An 18,274-nucleotide genomic window follows, 5' to 3' on the forward strand; every position below is an offset into this window, starting at 1 on the left:
GGTCACAAAACCCTGACAGGACGGGGCTGGCAAGAATTTCTCAATGAATTATTAAAAGCAAATGAGACGTTTTAATAAGACAAAATCTTATACCTGATTCACAGGAAATTCATGTTTTTCTCCCTTCGCGTTTCACGTGTGAAACGTTTTCGTCCATTCGGCCGCGATGCTTTTCTGCCGTTTTCATCATGATCTTTGCACGGTAACGGATTGCGACTGTTGGCATGTATCTGGCTATATTCGACGCATGCGGACAGGTAAGAAATGCAAGCCGCATTTCGTTTCGTCAGCAGATTTTTAGCCTGGTCGCATCTCAACTCGATATACCAGCCGCCTGACTGTTTTATTCCCGAAACACTTCCGGGAATACTTACTCGGATATGTCGCCACGATGGCTTTCGATCATTCTTTACCGGATTGCGCGCCGACTTCCCGTTCGTCGGACGTCGAGGAGCGACGCGCCTTGTCGTGGACAAATGCGCGGGATGCAGCGAACACGAGCGACGCCGAATCGCACCAAGGGCAGTCTTCGAACTACGGCGTGAGCGTCACGCTATGGGACGAGTTCACGCCCGAGCGGCCGGGCTTCGATCGGACCAAAGGCTGAGTCGAGGCAAGACAGCGGCGGGCGTCGGTTAAAATCGCGGCACGGTCGCGCCTCCTGCGCGCCTCACTCCTGCACGACTTTCCGACTACATGACGACGCTGACCCTGATCGTCGCCCGCGCGCGCAATGGCGTGATCGGACGCGACAACGACCTGCCCTGGCGCCTCCCCGAGGATCTCGCTTTCTTCAAGCGCACGACGATGGGCGCGCCGATCATCATGGGACGCAAGACGCATGAATCGATTGGCCGGCCGTTGCCCGGGCGGCGGAATATCGTCGTGTCGCGCGACGCCACGCGTCGCTATACCGGCTGCGATACCGTCACGAGCTTGGCCGATGCGCTCTCGCTCGCCGCCGCCGATCACGCAAGCGAGGCCTTCGTGATCGGCGGCGCGCAGTTGTACGGCGACGCCATCGCGCAGGCGGACAAGCTGATCGTCACCGAGATCGATGCCGATTTCGAAGGCAACACGCATTTTCCGGCGCCGGACGCCGCGCACTGGCAGGAAGTCGCGCGCGATCCGCGGCGCGCCGCGCCGCCGAACGCGTTCGACTTCGCGTTCGTCACGTATCGACGCCGGGCGGACGCATGAACGAAGGCCCCGGATAGCTCGCGCCATCCGGGGCCTTTTTCTTGAACCACCTCTAAGTTTTACTGCCCCGCGATGGTCATCCGTTCGATCAGCACCGAGCCGATTTCCTTCGTGCCGCGCACGACCGTATCCGCGCCGATCGCCTCGATGTGGCGGAACATTTCCTGAAGCGTGCTCGCGACCGTGATTTCCTCGACCGCGTGCTGAATCTTGCCGTTCTCCACCCAAAAGCCCGACGCACCGCGCGAATAGTCGCCCGTCACGTAGTTCACGCCCTGCCCCATCAGTTCGGTAAGCAAAAGGCCGGTGTCGAGCTTCTTCAGCATGGCCTCGAAGTCGTCTTCCGGTTTCGTATTCGAGCTTGTCATCGTCAAATTATGCGAGCCGCCCGCGTTGCCGGTGGTCTTCATGCCGAGCTTGCGCGCCGAATACGTGGACAGGAAATAGCCCTGCACGACGCCGTCATCCACCACATTACGACGTTCGGTGCGCACGCCTTCCTCGTCGAACGGCGCGCTGCCCATGCCGCCCTTAACATGCGGATCTTCGACGATCTGAACGTGCGGCGCGAACACCGGCTTGCCGAGGCTGTCGACGAGAAACGTCGTCTTGCGGTACAACGCCCCACCGCTCACCGCTTGCACGAACGAGCCGAGGATGCCCGCAGCCAGCGGCGCTTCGAACAACACGCGGCACTTGCGCGTGTCAAGGCTCTTCGCGTTCAGACGCGCGAGCGCGCGTTCGGCGGCGTAGCGTCCGACGGCTTCCGGCGCGGCGAGTTCGGTGGCATTGCGGCGCGACGTGTACCAGTCGTCGCGCTGCATGTCGCGTCCGCTCGCGGCAATGGGCGCGCACGCGATGTAATGCCGCGAGTACGGATAGCCCGCGAGGAAGCCGCGCGAGGTCGCGAGCACGAACTGCGAATGCTGCGCCGATACGCTCGCGCCTTCGGAATTGGTTACGCGCTTATCCACCGCGAACGCGGCGGCTTCGGCGCGGCGTGCGAGCTCGGCGGCCTCTTCGGCGTCGATGACCCACGGATGATAAAGATCGAGGTCCTGAGGCGACTTCTCCAGCAAGTCTTCTTCCGCGAGCCCGGCGGCGCTGTCTTCCGCCGTGAAACGCGCGATGTTGTAGGCGGCCGCAACCGTATCGCGCAGTGCTTCGCGCGTGAAGTCCGCGGTGCTCGCATTGCCGCGCTTCTTGCCGATGAAGACGGTCACGCCCACCATCTTGTCCCGGTTGTGCTCGATGGTCTCGACTTCGCCGCGCCGCACGCTTACCGAGAGGCCATCGCCTTCGGAGATTTCGGTGGCGGCATCGGTCGCGCCGAGTTCCTTCGCGTGACGCAGGATGTCGGAGGCAATCTCCTTGAGTTCGTCTTGCGTATGCGGGAAAAAGCGTTGCTTGACGTCCATGTCTGCTGCCATTTTGTGTGTGCCTTAGGAGGTCGGGGGCGCCGCGCGCCCGCGCGTGTCGTTGCAAGAGGATTCCCGCTTTCGTCCGGCCTTTCGATGAAGCAGACGGCGGGGTCGATTCGATCGACGCATGCTGCGATCATAGCAAGGACCGCGCACCCGCACCGCATGCACGATGCATCGCGCTTGGCGTGCGCGAGCCGAGCGCTGCGACGCGCAAGCTACAATATCGCCATGAACCGTAAAACCCGCATTCAACCGATCGAAGCCGAGCCGGAAGTCGACGAAAACGGCTACGATCGCCCGAGCAAATCCCAGCTCAAGCGCGACATGCACGCGCTGCAGGAACTGGGCGAGGCGCTGATCGCGCTGCCGAAAGACGCGCTCAAGCGCATGCCCATGCCTGAGAAGCTGAACGACGCCGTGCGCGAAGCGCGTCGTATCACCGATCACGAAGGCAAGCGCCGTCAGGTGCAATACGTCGGGCGCGTCATGCGCACGCTGCTCGAAGACGAAGTCGCCGCGCTGCGCACCGCACTCGACACGCATCGCGGCGTGAACAAGGCGGAGACCGCGCGCCTGCATTGGATCGAACGCTCGCGCGACAAGCTGCTCGCAAACGACACCGCGCTGACCGATTTCATCCGCGAGCATCCGGGCGTGGACGCGCAGGAAGGCCGCACGCTGATCCGCAATACGCGCAAGGAGCGCGAGCTGCAAAAGCCGCCGCGCTATTACCGCGAATTGTTCCAGTGGATCAAGAACGCAGCGGGCGTGGAGCAGGAAGACGAGAGCGACAGCGACGAGGACAACCGTGACGACGACGAAGCGTAATCATCCGGACGAGTTGCTCGTCGGACTCGTTTCGATCAGCGATCGCGCCTCGCAAGGTGTGTACGAGGACAAAGGCGTGCCGTCGCTCGAAGCGTGGCTCGGAGAAGCGCTGAGTTCACCCTGGCGCGCGCAAACGCGGCTGATTCACGACGATGCCGCCACCATCTCGGCCACGCTCATCGAACTGGTCGACACACACGGTTGCGATCTCGTGCTGACCACGGGCGGCACCGGTCCCTCGCGCCGCGACGTGACGCCGGAAGCGACGCTCGCCGTCGCCACCAAGCCGATGCCAGGCTTTGGCGAGCAGATGCGCCAGATCAGCCTGAACTTCGTGCCGACCGCCATTCTCTCGCGTCAGGTTGCCGTGATTCGTGAGACGGAGGATCACGCCGCGCTCATCATCAATTTGCCGGGACAGCCGAAGTCGATCAGGGAAACGCTCGAAGGCCTGAAGGACGCCGACGGCAAGACGCGCGTGCCGGGCATCTTCGCGGCAGTGCCGTATTGCATCGATCTGATCGGCGGGCCTTACATCGAAACTAAACCGGAAGCGGTTGCCGCGTTCCGGCCTAAGAGCGCCATTCGAAAGTCAGGCGCTTCCAAACCTCAAGCCTGAGCCGACGATGCCGACGCCGCGGGAATCAGGAAGTGCTCGCGGTAGTACTTGAGTTCGTCGATGGACTCGTGGATATCGGCGAGCGCCGTGTGCATCGCGCGCTTCTGAAAGCCCTTGTAGATGGCCGGCTGCCAGCGGCGGCACAGTTCCTTGAGCGTGCTCACGTCCAGATTGCGATAGTGAAAGAACGTCTCCAGTTCCGGCATCCAGCGCGCCATGAAGCGGCGGTCCTGGCAAATGGAATTGCCGCACATCGGCGACTTGCCGGGCGGCACGTACTGACCGAGGAATTCACGAATCTGACGCGTGGCTTCCGCTTCATCCACCGTCGATGCCTTCACGCGTTCCGTCAGCCCCGAGCGGCCATGCGTATTGCGATTCCACTCGTCCATGCGGCCAAGTGCTTCTTCCGACTGATGGATCGCAAACACCGGCCCTTCCACCAGCTTGTCGAGCGTCGAATTCGTCACGACCACCGCGATCTCGATGATGCGATCATTGTCGGGATCGAGCCCGGTCATCTCCATGTCGAGCCACACGAGATTCATGTCGCTGCGCGCGAGGACGGGTTCGGGTTGGTCGAGAGAATCGGTCATGGAAAGTACCTGGAAGAGGTTCGAGTAACGCTGATGTTAGTGTCTTGAGGCGCATGAAGCCCAGTCGCCGCGCGGGCTTTTCGGCAACCACGCGTTGTGGCAACGCGAGCACGGCCTAGAACCTATAATTCTCGCATAGTTCAATCGGAAGCCCTGCATGGCCAACCTCACACTCGCTTTTTCGACGATCTTCGTCGTCGCCCTCGTTGCGATGGTTTCAACGAAGCTCTGGCTGGCCTCGCGCCAGATTCGCTACGTCGCGGCGCATCGCAACGGCGTGCCGCCGCAGTTCACCGGCACGATCCCGTTGACGGCGCACCAGCGCGCGGCGGACTACACCGTTGAGCGCACGCGCCTCACGATGATCGAAGTCGTCACCAGCGCCATCGTGCTGGTCGCGCTGACCTTGCTCGGTGGCTTGCAGGCACTCGATATCGCCATTACGGAGTCGCTCGGACGCGGCTATCTCGGACAGATCGCACTGGTCGCGGCGGTCATCGCAATTACGAGTCTCATCGACCTGCCGTTCGACTATATCCGCCATTTCGTGATTGAGGAAAAGTTCGGCTTCAATCGTATGTCGAAGAAGCTGTTTTTTCTCGATCTCGTGAAGGGCACGGTGCTGGGCGCGATCATCGGTGCGCCGCTTCTGCTGCTCGTGCTCTGGATGATGGATCGCGCCGGCAGCTACTGGTGGCTCTACACGTGGATCGTCTGGGTTGCGTTCCAGTTGCTCGCGATGATCATCTATCCCACTTTCATCGCGCCGCTTTTCAACAAGTTCGAGCCGCTCAAGGATGAGGCGCTGCGGGCTCGTATCGAGAATCTGATGTCGCGCACCGGCTTTGCGGCAAAGGGCTTGTTCGTCATGGACGGCAGCCGCCGTTCCGCGCACGGCAACGCGTATTTCACGGGCTTCGGCGCGGCGAAGCGCATCGTCTTCTTCGATACCCTGCTTGCGCGCCTTTCCGGCAGCGAGATCGAAGCCGTGCTTGCGCACGAACTCGGCCACTTCAAGCGCCGTCACGTGCTCAAGCTGTTGGTCGTGATGTTCGCCATCAGCCTCGCCATGCTCGCGCTCCTCGGCTGGCTCGTGCAGGCCGTGTGGTTTTACGAAGGCCTCGGCGTGCATCCGTCGCTCGTCGGCGGCAACAACGGACTTGCGCTCGTCCTGTTCATGCTCGTGCTGCCGGTGTTCATGTTCTTCATCACGCCGCTCGGCAGCCTGAGCTCGCGCAAACACGAATTCGAGGCCGATGCCTTCGCGGCCAGCCAGACCGATCCGAAGGATCTCGTCAACGCGCTCGTCAAACTGTACGAAGACAACGCGTCCACGCTCACGCCCGATCCGCTCTACACCGCGTTTTATTACTCGCATCCGCCCGCTTCGCAGCGCATCGACCGCTTGATGCAACACGCCGCATGACGGCGCGTGGCGTGTCATCGGGCCGCGGCGCGCGTCAAGGCGGCGCGGCTTCCGCGGAGGCCCGACTGGAAGGCACCGTGATCGCCGCGCACGGCCGGCACTATCTCGTCGCGCCGCACGACGGCGGCGCGAAGCTGCAATGCTTCCCGCGCGGCAAAAAGAGCGAAGTCGCCGTTGGCGATCGCGTGATCTACGAGCAGTCTTCGGCGGATCAGGGCGTGATCGTCGAAATCGGCGAGCGGCGCAACCTGCTTTACCGGTCCGATCAGTTCAAGTCGAAGCTCTTCGCGGCGAACCTCGATCAACTGCTGATCGTGCTCGCCACCGAGCCGCATTTCAGCGAAGACCTGCTCGGGCGCGCGCTGATCGCCGCCGAGGCGCACGGGCTCGAAGCGCTCATCGTGCTCAACAAGATCGACGTGGAAAGCGCGTTGCCCCTGGCGCGCGAGCGACTTGCGCCCTATCGCGCGCTGGGCTACACGGTGATCGAACTGTCCGCGAAGATGGCGCCCGGCGAAGTGCATCTGCAACTGGATGAGCGCCTGAAAGATCGCTCGACGATCTTGCTCGGCCAGTCGGGCATGGGCAAATCGACGCTCGTGAATCTGCTCATCCCCGACGCCGACGCCGCCACGCGCGAGATTTCGTCGGCGCTCAACAGCGGCAGGCATACCACCACCTTCACGCGTCTGTACGAATTGCCAGGCGGCGGCTCGCTCATCGATTCGCCTGGCTTTCAGGAGTTCGGCCTGCATCACTTGTCCGAAGGTCAACTGGAACGCGCCTTCGCTGACTTTCGGCCGTATCTAGGGCATTGCCGCTTCTACAACTGCCATCATCTGCAGGAGCCGGGCTGCGCTGTACTCGAAGCGGTCGAAGCCGGCAAAATTCGGCCGGCGCGGCATGCGCTTTATGCGCAGCTCGTCCACGAAGCAAGCCAGATCGTTCGATGAAACGGCTTACGCGCGCACCGAACCTCATCACGGCGCAACACTGGATGAACGTGCTCGCGACCGCAGGTGTGCCTTGCGAGTTACACAATCGGTATTTGAACGGCGCGCTGGGTGACATTCCGGCGGATCAATGCGCGCCGGAAATCTGGATCGTCGATGAACGCGACGAAGCGCTGGCCACTCGCCTTCTGGAGCGTGCGAAGCGCGGACCGGAAGCGAATGCCCGGCCCTGGCGATGCCGTCAGTGCGGCGAATGGCTCGAAGCGCAGTTCACCGTGTGCTGGCAGTGCCAGACGGACCGCGACCCGCTGGACGATTGACGCCTTGCTATGCCAGCCAGACGGCAATGGTCAGCATGAGCAGGATCAACATCCACAAGATCACCGCGCGCCACACCAAGCCAACCGCCGATTGGAGCGTGCGTGGCGTGCAGTCGTCACCGACGGGCAGCGGGCTTGCATCGCCCACGGCGAGCGCCTCGACGCTCAGCGGTTCGGCGAGCGGTCCTGCGAGACGCGCGCCCAACGCGCCGCTGCCGGCCGCGAGCAACACGCCTTCGTTCGGGTCCGGCCACTGACGCGCGTGATTGCGCCACGCGTAGATCGCATCCTCGAAATTGCCGACGATTGCGAAGCCGAGCGCGGTAAGCCGCGTAGGAATCCAGTCGATCACGAAAAACGCACGCTGCGCGAACGATGAGAACGCTGCGGTCCGCTCGGGATTCGGCTCCGTCCACGCACGCGCCAGATACTCGGCGATCCGATAAAACACCGCGCCAGCCGGCCCGATGGGAATCAGAAACCAGAAGAACACGCCGAACACATGCCGATGCGACGCGATTACCGCGTGCACGAGCGTGTGGCGCACGATCTCGCTTACCGGCATGTCGACGGTATCGAGACCGGTCCACTCCGTGAGCACCTCGCGAGCGCGCGGCACGTCGTCGTTATTGAGCGCGAGATGGATATCGGTGAAATAGTGGCTGAACTGACGAAAGCCGAGCGTGAAGTACACGATCACCACGTTCCAGAAAAACGCCAGAACGAAGTTGATCCGATACAGCACGTAATAGATGAGCCCGACCACGAGCGTCCACGGCAACACCACCACCAGCCACGCGACGATGCCGTGCTTTTCCTTGCCCGCGTCGAAGCCATGGGCGGTGCTTTCCGCATGATACTGAAGCAACGCCGAGATCGGATTGTGCGGCGATAACGCACGCACCTGCTCGAGGATAAGAGCCAGCAATACAGAGAAAAAAGTCATGCGGTGCGCCGAAACGGTCGGAGTAGTTCGAGTTTCGCGTAACGATAGCACAGCGTTCGATGCGTTCAGACGCGCTGACCAATCGCAAGGTCGCGTAACGTCGCACGTCGACGCGTCAGGCGGCGAGGAAGCGGTAGAAATTGCGCAACATGCCAGCCGTTGCACCCCAGATGAAATACGGAGCCGTCTTTTCATCGGGTTTGTAAGGCATGGCAAAAAAACGACGCTCGCCACCTTCCCATTGGAAAACGCGCACTTCGTGGTTTGCCGAGTCCATCAGAAACGCGAGCGGCACTTCGAAGATATCGGCAACTTCGCTCGTATCGGCTTTGAGCGCGAACGGCGGATAGACCAAGGCAACGACAGGCGTCACGCGAAATCCGGTGCCTGTCAGATAGTCCGGCAGCGCGCCGACCACTTCGCAATGCTCCGCGCCCAAGCCGACTTCCTCGCGTGCTTCGCGTAGCGCGGTGGCGGCGGCATCGGCGTCCTCGGGTTCCTGACGGCCGCCGGGAAAGCTGATTTGTCCCGCGTGGTCGGAAAGATGGTCGGCCCGCTGTGTCAGGAGCACGGTCAGACCGCCTTCACGCACGACGAGCGGCACGAGAACAGAAGCCACGCGCGGATCGCCGCCGATGGCCTTGATGCGCTGTTCGGGCGCTTCCTGCGTCCATTCGAGCGTCTGTGCGAAACGCGCTCGCAGTCCTTCGGGCGTGAGGCGCTCGGGTGGTATGGCGGGAAGCGCGGCGCCCGTCGAGAGGACGGGCATTCGTTCAGGTTCGAGAATGCGGGGAGTCGAAGTCTTGCCGGTGGACACGGGTCGAAAGCCAGGATGTCGAAGATTCAATTTGAACACACCAAAGAAAAAAGCACCCGCGAGGGTGCTTTTTCAGTACGGCGCCTGGACGCTGAGTCTTTACTCTGCAGCGGCTGCGGCGGTACGGTCCTTCGTAAACAGCTTTTCCTTGATACGTGCCGACTTCCCCGAGCGCTCGCGCAGGTAGTACAGCTTCGCACGACGGACGTCGCCGCGACGCTTCACGACGATGCTCGCCAGCAGCGGCGAGTAGGTCTGGAACGTACGCTCAACGCCTTCGCCCGAGGAAATCTTGCGGACGATGAAGTTCGAGTTCAGGCCACGATTACGCTTGGCGATCACGACGCCTTCGTAAGCCTGCACGCGCTTGCGCGTACCTTCGACGACGTTCACGTTGACGATGACCGTGTCGCCCGGACCGAAGTCGGGGATCGATTTCTCGCCCAAAACGCGCGCGATCTCTTCCTTCTCGAGTTGCTCAATCAGATTCATTACTGACTCCTTGTGCCATCTTGCCGGAGTTGTGTGCCTAGATTTCGCTTGCGCGATTTCGTTGATAAGGCCCCGGTAGAGGATGGGTTCACTTCTGGCGCCGAGGTTGAATTCAGCGCCCCCATTTGCCCCGCTCGTCGGCTCGAAGTCTATTCGGACTTCGACGCCGTCTTCGCGAGATCTGCGAGCCATGCCTCGTCGGCACGGCTCAACATCTTGCTTTTGCGCGCCCGGTGAATCAGATCGGGCCGCTTCGTGAATGTGTTGCGTAATGCTTCGCGCCTGCGCCAGGCGTCGATTTCCTTGTGATGGCCGCCGAGCAGCACATCGGGAACGCGCGCGCCTTCGTATTCTTCCGGACGCGTGTAATGCGGACAATCCAGAAGTACGTCGACGAAACTGTCTTGCACCGCCGATTGCGCGTCGTTCAGCACGCCGGGCAACTGGCGCACGACAGCGTCCATCAACGCCATGGCGGGCAATTCGCCGCCTGACAGCACGAAGTCGCCGAGGCTTATTTCTTCGTCTACTTCACGATCGATCAGACGCTGGTCGATTGCTTCGTAACGACCGCACAACAGCACGAGGCCCGGCTCGGCGGCCATGCGCATCACGCGTTCGTGATCGAGCTTGGCGCCTTGCGGCGACATCATCACGACGCGCGTCGTCGCGATGCCTTGCTCGCGCTGCGCGGTTTTCGCGGCCGCGATCGCGTCTTCTAGCGGACGTGCCAGCATGACCATGCCGGGGCCGCCGCCGTACGGGCGATCGTCGACGGTGCGGTAATTGTCCGTGGTGAAGTCGCGCGGATTCCACGTACGCAAATCGAACCGCTCCTGCTTCACTGCCCGGCTGGTAATGCCCCAGTCGGTCAGCGCGCGGAACATTTCGGGAAAGAGCGTTACGACATCGAACTGCATCGCTCTCTCCGTAACTTGCCGATGACGAGCACCGGGTTAATAGTCGGCGTCCCAGTCGACGATGATGCGTTTCGCCGCCCGATCCACCGTCTTCACATACACACCGACGAACGGAATGAGCCGCTCTTCGGTGACGGGCTTGCCATCCTTGTCGGTACTCGGATACTCGATCCGCAGAATGGAATGCGCGCCGTTGTCGATCATGTCGGCGACACGGCCAAGCGCCACGCCCGCTTCGTTTTCGACATCGAGGCCGATCAGATCGACCCAGTAGAACTCGTCTTCGTCGTCGAGCTTCGGGAAGTCGCTGCGAGCGATGTAGACCGCGTGACCCTTCAGCAACAACGCGGCGTCGCGATCGTCACAGCCCGACAGGCGCGCGACGATGGTATCCGCGTGCACTTTAGACTGAACACAACGTGCGGACTTGAGCTCGCGGCCTTTGACGAGCCACCAGTTCTTCGCACCGAGCAGCGCGTCGCCGCCCAGCTTGCCGTTGGCGTGCGGAACGATCTTTATCCAGCCCTTCAGACCGTAGGCATCGGCGATAAAACCGATTTCCACCGCGTCTTCAGGAAGACCATCTACCGACTCGACCCCCGCCGGTGCTTCATACGCTTTGCCTTCGCCTGAAGCGTCCGCCGTCACGCGACGCGCGCCGGGTTTCCGGACGAACGCGCCAAACGTGCTGGCATTTTCTTCTTGCTTCGGCTTCGCTCGACTGACATTGCCAGCGACGTTGCCGGATTCGGAATTACGCGCGGGCATCAGCAGACCTTGAAGCGGAATACCTTGAACGACTGAACTTCAGTCGACAAACTAACCGGCACTTAAGCAGCCGGTTGAGCTTGCTGAGCTTGCTTGACCAGACGCTCGACGGTCGGCGACAGTTGCGCGCCAACGCCTTGCCAGTAGGTCAGACGATCTTGAGCGATACGCAGCGATTCGCCCTTGGTCGCGACCGGGTTGTAGAAACCAACGCGCTCGATGAAGCGGCCGTCACGGCGGCTACGCGAATCGGTTGCGACGATGTTGTAAAACGGGCGCTTCTTCGAGCCGCCACGAGCCAAGCGGATGATGACCATGCTGAAATCCTTGAAAACCGGGGTTCGGAACTACCAGAACACGCGATTATAGCGGAAACCGACGCCCCAACAAACACTTAACGTGATTATTGCGCGCAGTTCGGGTTTGGAACGCTTCAAACGGCGCGCCGCAGGGACAAAAGCCCCGCAGCGGCCAGTGCGGCATTGTGCCAGTGTGTGACCGCGGAAGCGAGAAGCGTAAGATGTCGGATTCTCGCCTTGCGCAATCAGAGCAATCCGCGATAAGACGGCGCGCTCGCCACTATTTTCACCACCGATACCACCGCTTTCGCTGATGACTTCTTCGTCCGTCGCTACCGAGACCGGCCCGAAACCGGCCGGCAACCAGAACTGCCCGTACTTCCGCTCGAAGACGCTGACGGCGGCGCTCGCGTTTTTTTTCGGCAGTATTGGACTGCACCGTTTCTATCTGTATGGAATGCGCGACAAATGGGGCTGGGCGCATATCGTCGGCATCGTGTTGGGCGCGGTGGGTTATCTGTTGCTCGCGGCGACGGAGCGGACTTCGATTCTGGGCTGGGTGCTGGCGTTTCCCGGCGCCGTATCGCTGCTGGCGGCGTTTCTTTCCGCGATCGTCTACGGTCTTCGACCCGACGCCAAGTGGGACGCGCAATTCAACGCGCATACCAACCGGCAAAGCGATTCGGGCTGGACGGTCATCTTCATCGTCATTTTTTCATTGCTGTTCGGCGCGTTCTTGCTGATGACCGGCCTCGCGCTGACGTTCCAGACTTATTTCGAAAGCCAGGTGGAAGCTGCGAAGACACTGTCGCAGTAGGCGATAGACGACGAGTGCAGGCGTTAGAACAAGTCGAGCTGGCCTTTGTCTGGCACCGGTTTGACGAACGCGGGCGGCTTGAAGTCCGACATGTCGAGAATGCCGCGCTGCCGGGCGTTCAATCCCAGACGCTTGGTTGCTTGTTGAAAGCGCTGCTTCAGCATGTCCGCCCATAATCCTTCGCCCTTCATGCGTTTGGCAAAGTCCGCGTCGTAGTCCTTGCCGCCGCGCATGTCGCGTACGCGGCTCATCACGCGGTCGGCACGATCGGGAAAATGCGCCGCGAGCCAATCCTTGAAAAGCGGCGCCACTTCCCATGGCAGGCGCAACACGATGTAGCTGGCGGTCTTCGCGCCCGCTTCCGCACACGCTTCGAGCACCCGCTCCAGGTCCGGCTCCGTGACGAACGGAATTACCGGCGCGATACTCACACCCACCGGAATGCCCGCCTCGGCGAGCGTGCGGATCGTGCGCAGACGCCGCGCGGGGGTGGCCGCGCGCGGTTCGAGCGTGCGGGCGATGTCTGCATCGAGCGTAGTCACGGTGATGGCCGCCATGACCTGCCCGCGCTCCGCCATGGGCGCCAGCAAATCGATATCGCGTTCGATCAGCGATGACTTCGTGATCGCTGCGAACGGATGACCGCAATCGTGCAGCACCTGGATGACGCTGCGCGTGATCTTGAGATCGCGCTCGACGGGCTGATAGGCGTCCGTATTCACGCCGAGCGCAATGGATTCCGGCTCGTACTTCGGCTTGCCGATCTCGCGCCTGAGAAGTTCGGCGGCGTTGATCTTGGCGTAAATGCGGCTTTCGAAATCGAGTCCCGGCGACAGGCCAAGGTAACTATGCGTCGGACGTGCGAAGCAATAGATACAGCCGTGCTCGCACCCGCGATACGGATTGAGCGACACGCTAAACGGTATGTCGGGCGAATTGTTGTGCGTCAGAATGCTCTTTGCGCGTTCTTCGAACACTTGTGTGCGAAGCGGCGGCGCGCCCTCGTCGTCACCGTCCGTTTCGTGTAGCCAGCCGTCGTCCACGCGTTCGCGTGCGTCTTTCTCGTAGCGTCCCTGCATGTTCGTCACCGCGCCGCGCCCTTTCAGCGGCGCGGGCGGCGCGACAGGAAATTCACGGTCGGGTGTCGGCATGACGATGAGCGCAGCAGAAAATGTACTGTACAAATATACAGTATCGACACGTCATCGCAAGCAAAAAATCACACGTCCACCGGGATCATCAGCGTTTCCTTGATCTCCTCCATTACCACATAACTTTTCGACTGCACCGCGCCCGGCAGTTGTAGAAGGATGTCGCCAAGAAGCTTGCGGTAGTCGGCCATTTCGCCGATCCGCGCCTTGATCAGATAGTCGAAATCGCCGGAAACGAGGTGGCATTCGAGCACTTCCGGAATGCGCTGCACCTCGCGGCGAAACTGCTCGAACATATTGCCGCTCTTGTGATCCAGCGTGATCTCGACGAACACCAGCAGCGCCGCGCCGAGCTGAGCCGGATTAACACGCGCGTAATAGCCCGTGATCACGGCGTCCCGTTCCATGCGCTTCACCCTTTCGATACAAGGCGTGACGGACAGCCCGACGCGCTCCGCAAGGTCCTTCATCGCAATGCGGCCATCCGCTTGAAGAATGTTCAGGATCTTGTGATCGAGCTTATCGAGCGCGCGCACCGGATTTCGCTGTGTTCTCATGCGTTTTTCCTGAAAATCCGCCAAATACATTAACTAAAACTATATCGACATCAATAGTATAGGCGATAACACTACACAAACTTCCGTCCGCGGCTCAGTTCCACTTCTTGCGCGCAAACGGGCAGTTTCATCGAATCCTGATGGAGAACTCATGCGTATCGTTATTCTCGGAAGCGGCGTCGTCGGCGTAACCAGTGCTTACTATCTGGCGCGGGCGGGTCACGAAGTCACGGTCATCGACCGCGAAGCCGGCCCCGCGCTCGAAACGAGTTTCGCCAACGCCGGGCAGATTTCGCCGGGCTACGCGTCGCCGTGGGCCGCGCCGGGCGTGCCGCTCAAGGCCGTCAAATGGATGTTCGAAAAGCACGCGCCGCTTGCCATTCGTCTCGACGGCACGATGACTCAACTTCAATGGATGTGGCAAATGCTGCGTAACTGCACGCAAGATCGCTACATGGTCAACAAGGGCCGCATGGTGCGCCTTGCCGAATACAGCCGCGATTGCCTGCAAGCCTTGCGCGCGGATACAGGCATTCACTACGAAGGCCGCACCGGCGGCACGCTGCAACTCTTCCGCACGCAGGCGCAACTGGACGGCGCGGCGAAAGACATCGCGGTGTTGAAAGACGCGAACGTTCCGTTCGAATTGCTCTCGTCGGCCGAACTCGCGAAGGCAGAACCGGCGCTCGCAGCGGTATCGCACAAACTGACGGGCGGCTTGCGCCTGCCGAACGACGAAACCGGCGATTGCCAGATGTTCACCACGCGCCTCGCCGCCATGGCCGAAGCGTTGGGCGTCAAGTTCCGCTACAACACGCCAATCGACGCACTTGCAATGAGCCAGGGCCGGATTGCCGGCGTGCAATGCGGCAAGGAACTCGTGACAGGTGACTCCTACGTCGTCGCGCTCGGTTCATATTCGCCGAAGTTGCTCGGCGATCTCGTCAAGATTCCGGTTTATCCGCTCAAGGGTTATTCGCTCACCGCGCCTATCGTCGATGCGGCCCGCGCGCCCGTTTCGACCGTGCTCGACGAGACGTACAAGATCGCGATCACGCGTTTCGACGACCGCATTCGCGTGGGCGGCATGGCGGAGATCGTCGGCTACGACAAGTCGTTGAAGCAGGCGCGCCGCGAGACGCTGGAAATGTGCGTGAACGACCTGTTCCCCGGCGGTGGCGACACGGCCAGCGCCAAGTTCTGGACTGGCCTGCGCCCGATGACGCCGGACGGCACGCCGATCGTTGGCCGCACGCCGGTGCCGAATTTGTATCTGAATACCGGACACGGCACGCTCGGCTGGACGATGTCGTGCGGTTCCGGCCAACTGCTCGCCGACCTGATGTCCGGCAAGCAACCCGCGATTCGGGCCGACGATTTGTCGGTGCATCGTTATATGGGCGAAGTCGGTGTGAAGACGCGTCCCGCTTATGCTTGAGAAGGCAATCACGCACGAAGAAAACCCCACGTTGCGAACGACGTGGGGTTTTTTCATGCGCGGGCGTCGGCTCGCGTTCGACGAGCTTCGGCGCTCACATCAAAACTGATCCTCGCTCAACGCGAGCACGCCTTCGCTCCCATTCGCGCTGACAATCGATGCCTCGATGCCCGGCGCCTGCGACAGAATGTGTTCCGCGTAAAACTGAGCCGTAGCGATTTTCGCCGCATAAAAGCGCTCGTCCTCGCCGCGCTTTTTTTGCGCGGTGAGCATTGCGCGCGCCATCTGCCAACCGCACAGCACGATTCCCGCGAGCCGCAAATACGGCACGCTGCCCGCGAACACCGCGTTCGGATCGCTTCTGAACTTCGCGACGATAAACTCGACCGAGCGCGCGAGCGACAAGCTCCCCGCGCTCAAGTGCCGATGCATCGACATGAACGCCTGGCCCTCCGTATCCGCAAGAGCAGCGATGGTCTGATCGATCTGCGCGAGCAACGCCTGCGCCGTCGCGCCTCCGTCGCGCACCGTCTTGCGGCCGATCAGGTCGTTGGCCTGAATGGCGGTCGTGCCTTCGTAAATCGGCAGAATGCGTGCATCGCGATAATGCTGCGCGGCGCCCGTTTCCTCGATGAACCCCATGCCGCCATGCACCTGCACGCCGAGGCTCGCCACGTCCACCGACATCTCCGTGCTGAATCCCTTGATGATCGGCACGAGATATTCGTAGATCGACTGATGGCTCTTGCGCGTTTTTTCATCGGGATGACCATGCGCGAGATCGCTGTGCGACGCGGCGACATACGCCAGCGCGCGGGCGCCTTCGGTATAAGCGCGCATGGTGAAGAGCATGCGGCGCACGTCGGGATGATGAATGATGGTCACTGGCTCTTTCGATGAGCCATCGACCGGACGGCTTTGCACGCGGTCCTTCGCATACGCGACCGCCTGCTGATACGCCCGCTCCGCAACCGCGATGCCCTGCATGCCAACGGCGAAGCGCGCGGCGTTCATCATGATGAACATGTATTCGAGCCCGCGATTCTCTTCGCCGATCAGATGCCCGACCGCGCCGCCGTGATCGCCGAATTGCAGCACGGCCGTGGGACTCGCCTTGATGCCGAGCTTGTGCTCGATCGACACGCAATGCACGTCGTTGCGCGCGCCGGTCGAGCCGTCCTCGTTGACGAGGAACTTCGGCACGATGAATAGCGAGATGCCCTTCACGCCTTCGGGCGCGTCAGGCGTGCGCGCCAATACGAGATGGACGATGTTCTTCGCCATGTCGTGCTCGCCGTAGGTGATGAAAATCTTCGTGCCGAACAGCTTGAAGGAACCGTCGCCCTGCGGCTCGGCGCGCGTGCGTACCAGCGCGAGATCGGAGCCGGCTTGCGGCTCGGTGAGGTTCATCGTGCCGGTCCATTCTCCGGAAATGAACTTCGGCAGATAGCGGGCTTTTTGTGCGTCGTTGCCTGCGGTGAGCAGCGCTTCGATTGCGCCATCGGTCAGCAAGGGACACAGCGCGAACGAAAGGCTCGCTGAGTTGAGCATCTCGATGCACGGCGTGGCGATGAGCTTCGGCAGGTTCTGTCCGCCGAACTCCTCGGGATGCACGACGCCTTGCCAGCCGCCCTCGCCGAATTGACGGAACGCTTCCTTGAAACCGGGCGTGGTCGTGACTTCGCCATTTGCCCACGCGCTCGGATTGCGGTCGCCTTCGACGTTGAGCGGCGCGACGACCTCGCCGCAAAAGCGCGCGGCTTCATCGACGACGGCTTGCGCGGTATCGAAGCTGCCGTCTTCGTGGCCTGGCAAAGCGGCGATGCCGTCGATACCGGCCAGTTCCTTGATGACGAACAGCATGTCCTTGACGGGGGCGTGATAGCTCATCGTTCTTGTCTCCTCATTCATCCGATACAAAAAGGGCGCAACGAATGTCGCGCCCTTTCGGTTCTAAGTCGGCGAGCGACGCGTGCTCAGCCGATTTCCTTCACCAGTTCCGGCACGAGCGAAAACAGGTCGCCGACGACGCCGTAATCCGCGACGCTGAAAATAGGCGCTTCCGGATCTTTGTTGATGGCGACGATGATCTTACTGTCCTTCATCCCGGCCAGATGCTGAATGGCGCCCGAAATACCAACGGCCACGTACAACTGCGGCGCGACGATCTTGCCCGTCTGACCCACTTGATAGTCGTTCGGCACGTAACCGGCATCCACCGCCGCGCGTGATGCGCCCATTGCCGCGCCAAGCTTGTCGGCCAACGGTTCGAGCACCTTCGTGTAGTTCTCGCCGCTGCCGAGACCACGTCCACCCGAAACGATGATCGAAGCCGATGTCAGTTCCGGCCGATCCAGCTTCGTGACTTCGCGGCTGACGAATGACGAGATGCCAGCGTCGGCTGCCGCCTCGATCTTCTCGACCGATGCACTGCCGCCTTCCGCCGCCACTGGATCGAAGCCCGTTGCACGCACCGTGATGACCTTGATCGGATCGCTCGATTGCACCGTCGCGATAGCGTTGCCCGCGTAGATCGGACGCTCGAAGGTATCGGCGCTGTCGACGGCGGTAATGTCGCTGATCTGCGCGACGTCAAGATGCGCCGCGATACGCGGGGCGATGTTCTTGCCATAGGCCGTCGCGGGCGCGAGGATGTGCGAATAGTCCTTCGCGATATTCAGCACCGTGCCCTCGACATTCTCG

General features: G+C 61.4%; 21 protein-coding genes. 9 read left to right on the forward strand and 12 right to left on the reverse strand.

Annotated features, from left to right (window positions below):
• Positions 1-463: 463 nt before the first annotated feature.
• Together QCE79_RS10500 and QCE79_RS10505 are read left to right on the forward strand one after the other, a co-directional pair.
• Positions 464-607, forward strand: a complete 144-nt coding sequence (locus QCE79_RS10500) for a hypothetical protein (protein ID WP_250509324.1) — start codon at positions 464-466, stop codon at positions 605-607.
• An 89-nt stretch (positions 608-696) separates the two neighbouring features.
• Positions 697-1,200, forward strand: a complete 504-nt coding sequence (locus tag QCE79_RS10505; protein WP_250509325.1) for a dihydrofolate reductase — start codon at positions 697-699, stop codon at positions 1,198-1,200.
• 59 nt (positions 1,201-1,259) lie between these two features.
• Here QCE79_RS10505 and pmbA read toward each other — a convergent pair whose 3' ends face one another.
• Positions 1,260-2,630, reverse strand: coding sequence for a metalloprotease PmbA (pmbA, locus tag QCE79_RS10510; protein ID WP_250465288.1), 1,371 nt, complete (start codon positions 2,628-2,630; stop codon positions 1,260-1,262).
• 222 nt (positions 2,631-2,852) lie between these two features.
• On the opposite strand from pmbA, the gene yjgA reads away from it, so the two are divergent.
• Together yjgA and mog are read left to right on the forward strand one after the other, a co-directional pair.
• Positions 2,853-3,452 (forward strand): ribosome biogenesis factor YjgA, encoded by a 600-nt coding sequence (gene yjgA / locus QCE79_RS10515; RefSeq protein WP_309843985.1) that lies wholly within the window; start codon positions 2,853-2,855, stop codon positions 3,450-3,452.
• Positions 3,433-4,071: a molybdopterin adenylyltransferase gene (mog, locus tag QCE79_RS10520; RefSeq protein WP_244825874.1), complete on the forward strand. Its 639-nt coding sequence runs from the start codon at positions 3,433-3,435 to the stop codon at positions 4,069-4,071. Before yjgA ends, mog begins: the two co-directional genes overlap by 20 nt.
• On the opposite strand, the gene orn is transcribed toward mog, so the two are convergent.
• Positions 4,062-4,667, reverse strand: a complete 606-nt coding sequence (orn, locus tag QCE79_RS10525; protein WP_250465290.1) for an oligoribonuclease — start codon at positions 4,665-4,667, stop codon at positions 4,062-4,064. The genes mog and orn overlap by 10 nt on opposite strands.
• Positions 4,668-4,824: 157 nt before the next feature.
• Between orn and QCE79_RS10530 the strand changes: the two genes are divergently transcribed.
• From QCE79_RS10530 to QCE79_RS10540, 3 genes are read left to right on the forward strand one after another with little or no spacing between them, the layout of a single operon-like run.
• Positions 4,825-6,093, forward strand: coding sequence for a M48 family metallopeptidase (locus tag QCE79_RS10530; RefSeq protein WP_309843991.1), 1,269 nt, complete (start codon positions 4,825-4,827; stop codon positions 6,091-6,093).
• Positions 6,090-7,046 carry a ribosome small subunit-dependent GTPase A gene (rsgA, locus tag QCE79_RS10535; RefSeq protein ID WP_404989345.1) on the forward strand — a complete coding sequence of 319 codons (957 nt, stop codon included), beginning with the start codon at positions 6,090-6,092 and terminating at the stop codon, positions 7,044-7,046. The genes QCE79_RS10530 and rsgA overlap by 4 nt, the downstream gene beginning before the upstream one ends.
• Positions 7,043-7,366: a DUF2007 domain-containing protein gene (locus tag QCE79_RS10540; protein ID WP_244825881.1), complete on the forward strand. Its 324-nt coding sequence runs from the start codon at positions 7,043-7,045 to the stop codon at positions 7,364-7,366. The genes rsgA and QCE79_RS10540 overlap by 4 nt, the downstream gene beginning before the upstream one ends.
• A gap of 7 nt (positions 7,367-7,373) precedes the next feature.
• Here QCE79_RS10540 and QCE79_RS10545 read toward each other — a convergent pair whose 3' ends face one another.
• The 6 genes from QCE79_RS10545 to rpsP all read right to left on the reverse strand — a co-directional run bounded on the left by QCE79_RS10545 (position 7,374) and on the right by rpsP (position 11,626).
• Positions 7,374-8,312: a CobD/CbiB family protein gene (locus QCE79_RS10545; protein WP_244825882.1), complete on the reverse strand. Its 939-nt coding sequence runs from the start codon at positions 8,310-8,312 to the stop codon at positions 7,374-7,376.
• A 115-nt stretch (positions 8,313-8,427) separates the two neighbouring features.
• Positions 8,428-9,081, reverse strand: a complete 654-nt coding sequence (locus tag QCE79_RS10550; protein WP_309843997.1) for a CoA pyrophosphatase — start codon at positions 9,079-9,081, stop codon at positions 8,428-8,430.
• A 147-nt stretch (positions 9,082-9,228) separates the two neighbouring features.
• Positions 9,229-9,621 carry a 50S ribosomal protein L19 gene (gene rplS / locus QCE79_RS10555; protein WP_250465293.1) on the reverse strand — a complete coding sequence of 131 codons (393 nt, stop codon included), beginning with the start codon at positions 9,619-9,621 and terminating at the stop codon, positions 9,229-9,231.
• Between the two features lie 149 nt (positions 9,622-9,770).
• Positions 9,771-10,541, reverse strand: a complete 771-nt coding sequence (gene trmD / locus QCE79_RS10560) for a tRNA (guanosine(37)-N1)-methyltransferase TrmD (protein WP_309844001.1) — start codon at positions 10,539-10,541, stop codon at positions 9,771-9,773.
• A 36-nt stretch (positions 10,542-10,577) separates the two neighbouring features.
• Positions 10,578-11,309 carry a ribosome maturation factor RimM gene (gene rimM, locus QCE79_RS10565; protein ID WP_309844004.1) on the reverse strand — a complete coding sequence of 244 codons (732 nt, stop codon included), beginning with the start codon at positions 11,307-11,309 and terminating at the stop codon, positions 10,578-10,580.
• 62 nt (positions 11,310-11,371) lie between these two features.
• Positions 11,372-11,626 carry a 30S ribosomal protein S16 gene (rpsP, locus tag QCE79_RS10570; protein ID WP_008342343.1) on the reverse strand — a complete coding sequence of 85 codons (255 nt, stop codon included), beginning with the start codon at positions 11,624-11,626 and terminating at the stop codon, positions 11,372-11,374.
• A gap of 295 nt (positions 11,627-11,921) precedes the next feature.
• On the opposite strand from rpsP, the gene QCE79_RS10575 reads away from it, so the two are divergent.
• Positions 11,922-12,425, forward strand: coding sequence for a TM2 domain-containing protein (locus QCE79_RS10575; RefSeq protein ID WP_244825889.1), 504 nt, complete (start codon positions 11,922-11,924; stop codon positions 12,423-12,425).
• Between the two features lie 23 nt (positions 12,426-12,448).
• Here the strand turns inward: QCE79_RS10575 and QCE79_RS10580 are convergent, their stop codons facing one another.
• Entirely contained in the window at positions 12,449-13,576 is a 1,128-nt protein-coding gene (locus tag QCE79_RS10580) for a PA0069 family radical SAM protein (protein WP_309844007.1), read from the reverse strand.
• Positions 13,577-13,644: 68 nt separating this feature from the next.
• On the reverse strand, positions 13,645-14,133 hold the full coding sequence (locus QCE79_RS10585) for an Lrp/AsnC ligand binding domain-containing protein (RefSeq protein WP_244825891.1): 489 nt from the start codon (positions 14,131-14,133) through the stop codon (positions 13,645-13,647).
• 151 nt (positions 14,134-14,284) lie between these two features.
• Here QCE79_RS10585 and QCE79_RS10590 point away from each other — a divergent pair, with 151 nt between their 5' ends.
• On the forward strand, positions 14,285-15,571 hold the full coding sequence (locus tag QCE79_RS10590) for a D-amino acid dehydrogenase (RefSeq protein ID WP_250509334.1): 1,287 nt from the start codon (positions 14,285-14,287) through the stop codon (positions 15,569-15,571).
• Positions 15,572-15,670: 99 nt separating this feature from the next.
• On the opposite strand, the gene QCE79_RS10595 is transcribed toward QCE79_RS10590, so the two are convergent.
• The gene (locus QCE79_RS10595; protein ID WP_309844011.1) at positions 15,671-17,461 is read right to left on the reverse strand and encodes an acyl-CoA dehydrogenase; all 1,791 of its coding nucleotides are present in this window, start codon (positions 17,459-17,461) and stop codon (positions 15,671-15,673) included.
• Positions 17,462-17,547: 86 nt separating this feature from the next.
• Positions 17,548-18,274 (reverse strand): FAD-binding protein (locus QCE79_RS10600; RefSeq protein ID WP_309844014.1); only part of this gene is annotated, 727 nt, incomplete at its 5' end.

The organism is Caballeronia sp. LZ003, from assembly GCF_031451465.1.
In the GTDB taxonomy this organism is placed as follows: domain Bacteria; phylum Pseudomonadota; class Gammaproteobacteria; order Burkholderiales; family Burkholderiaceae; genus Caballeronia.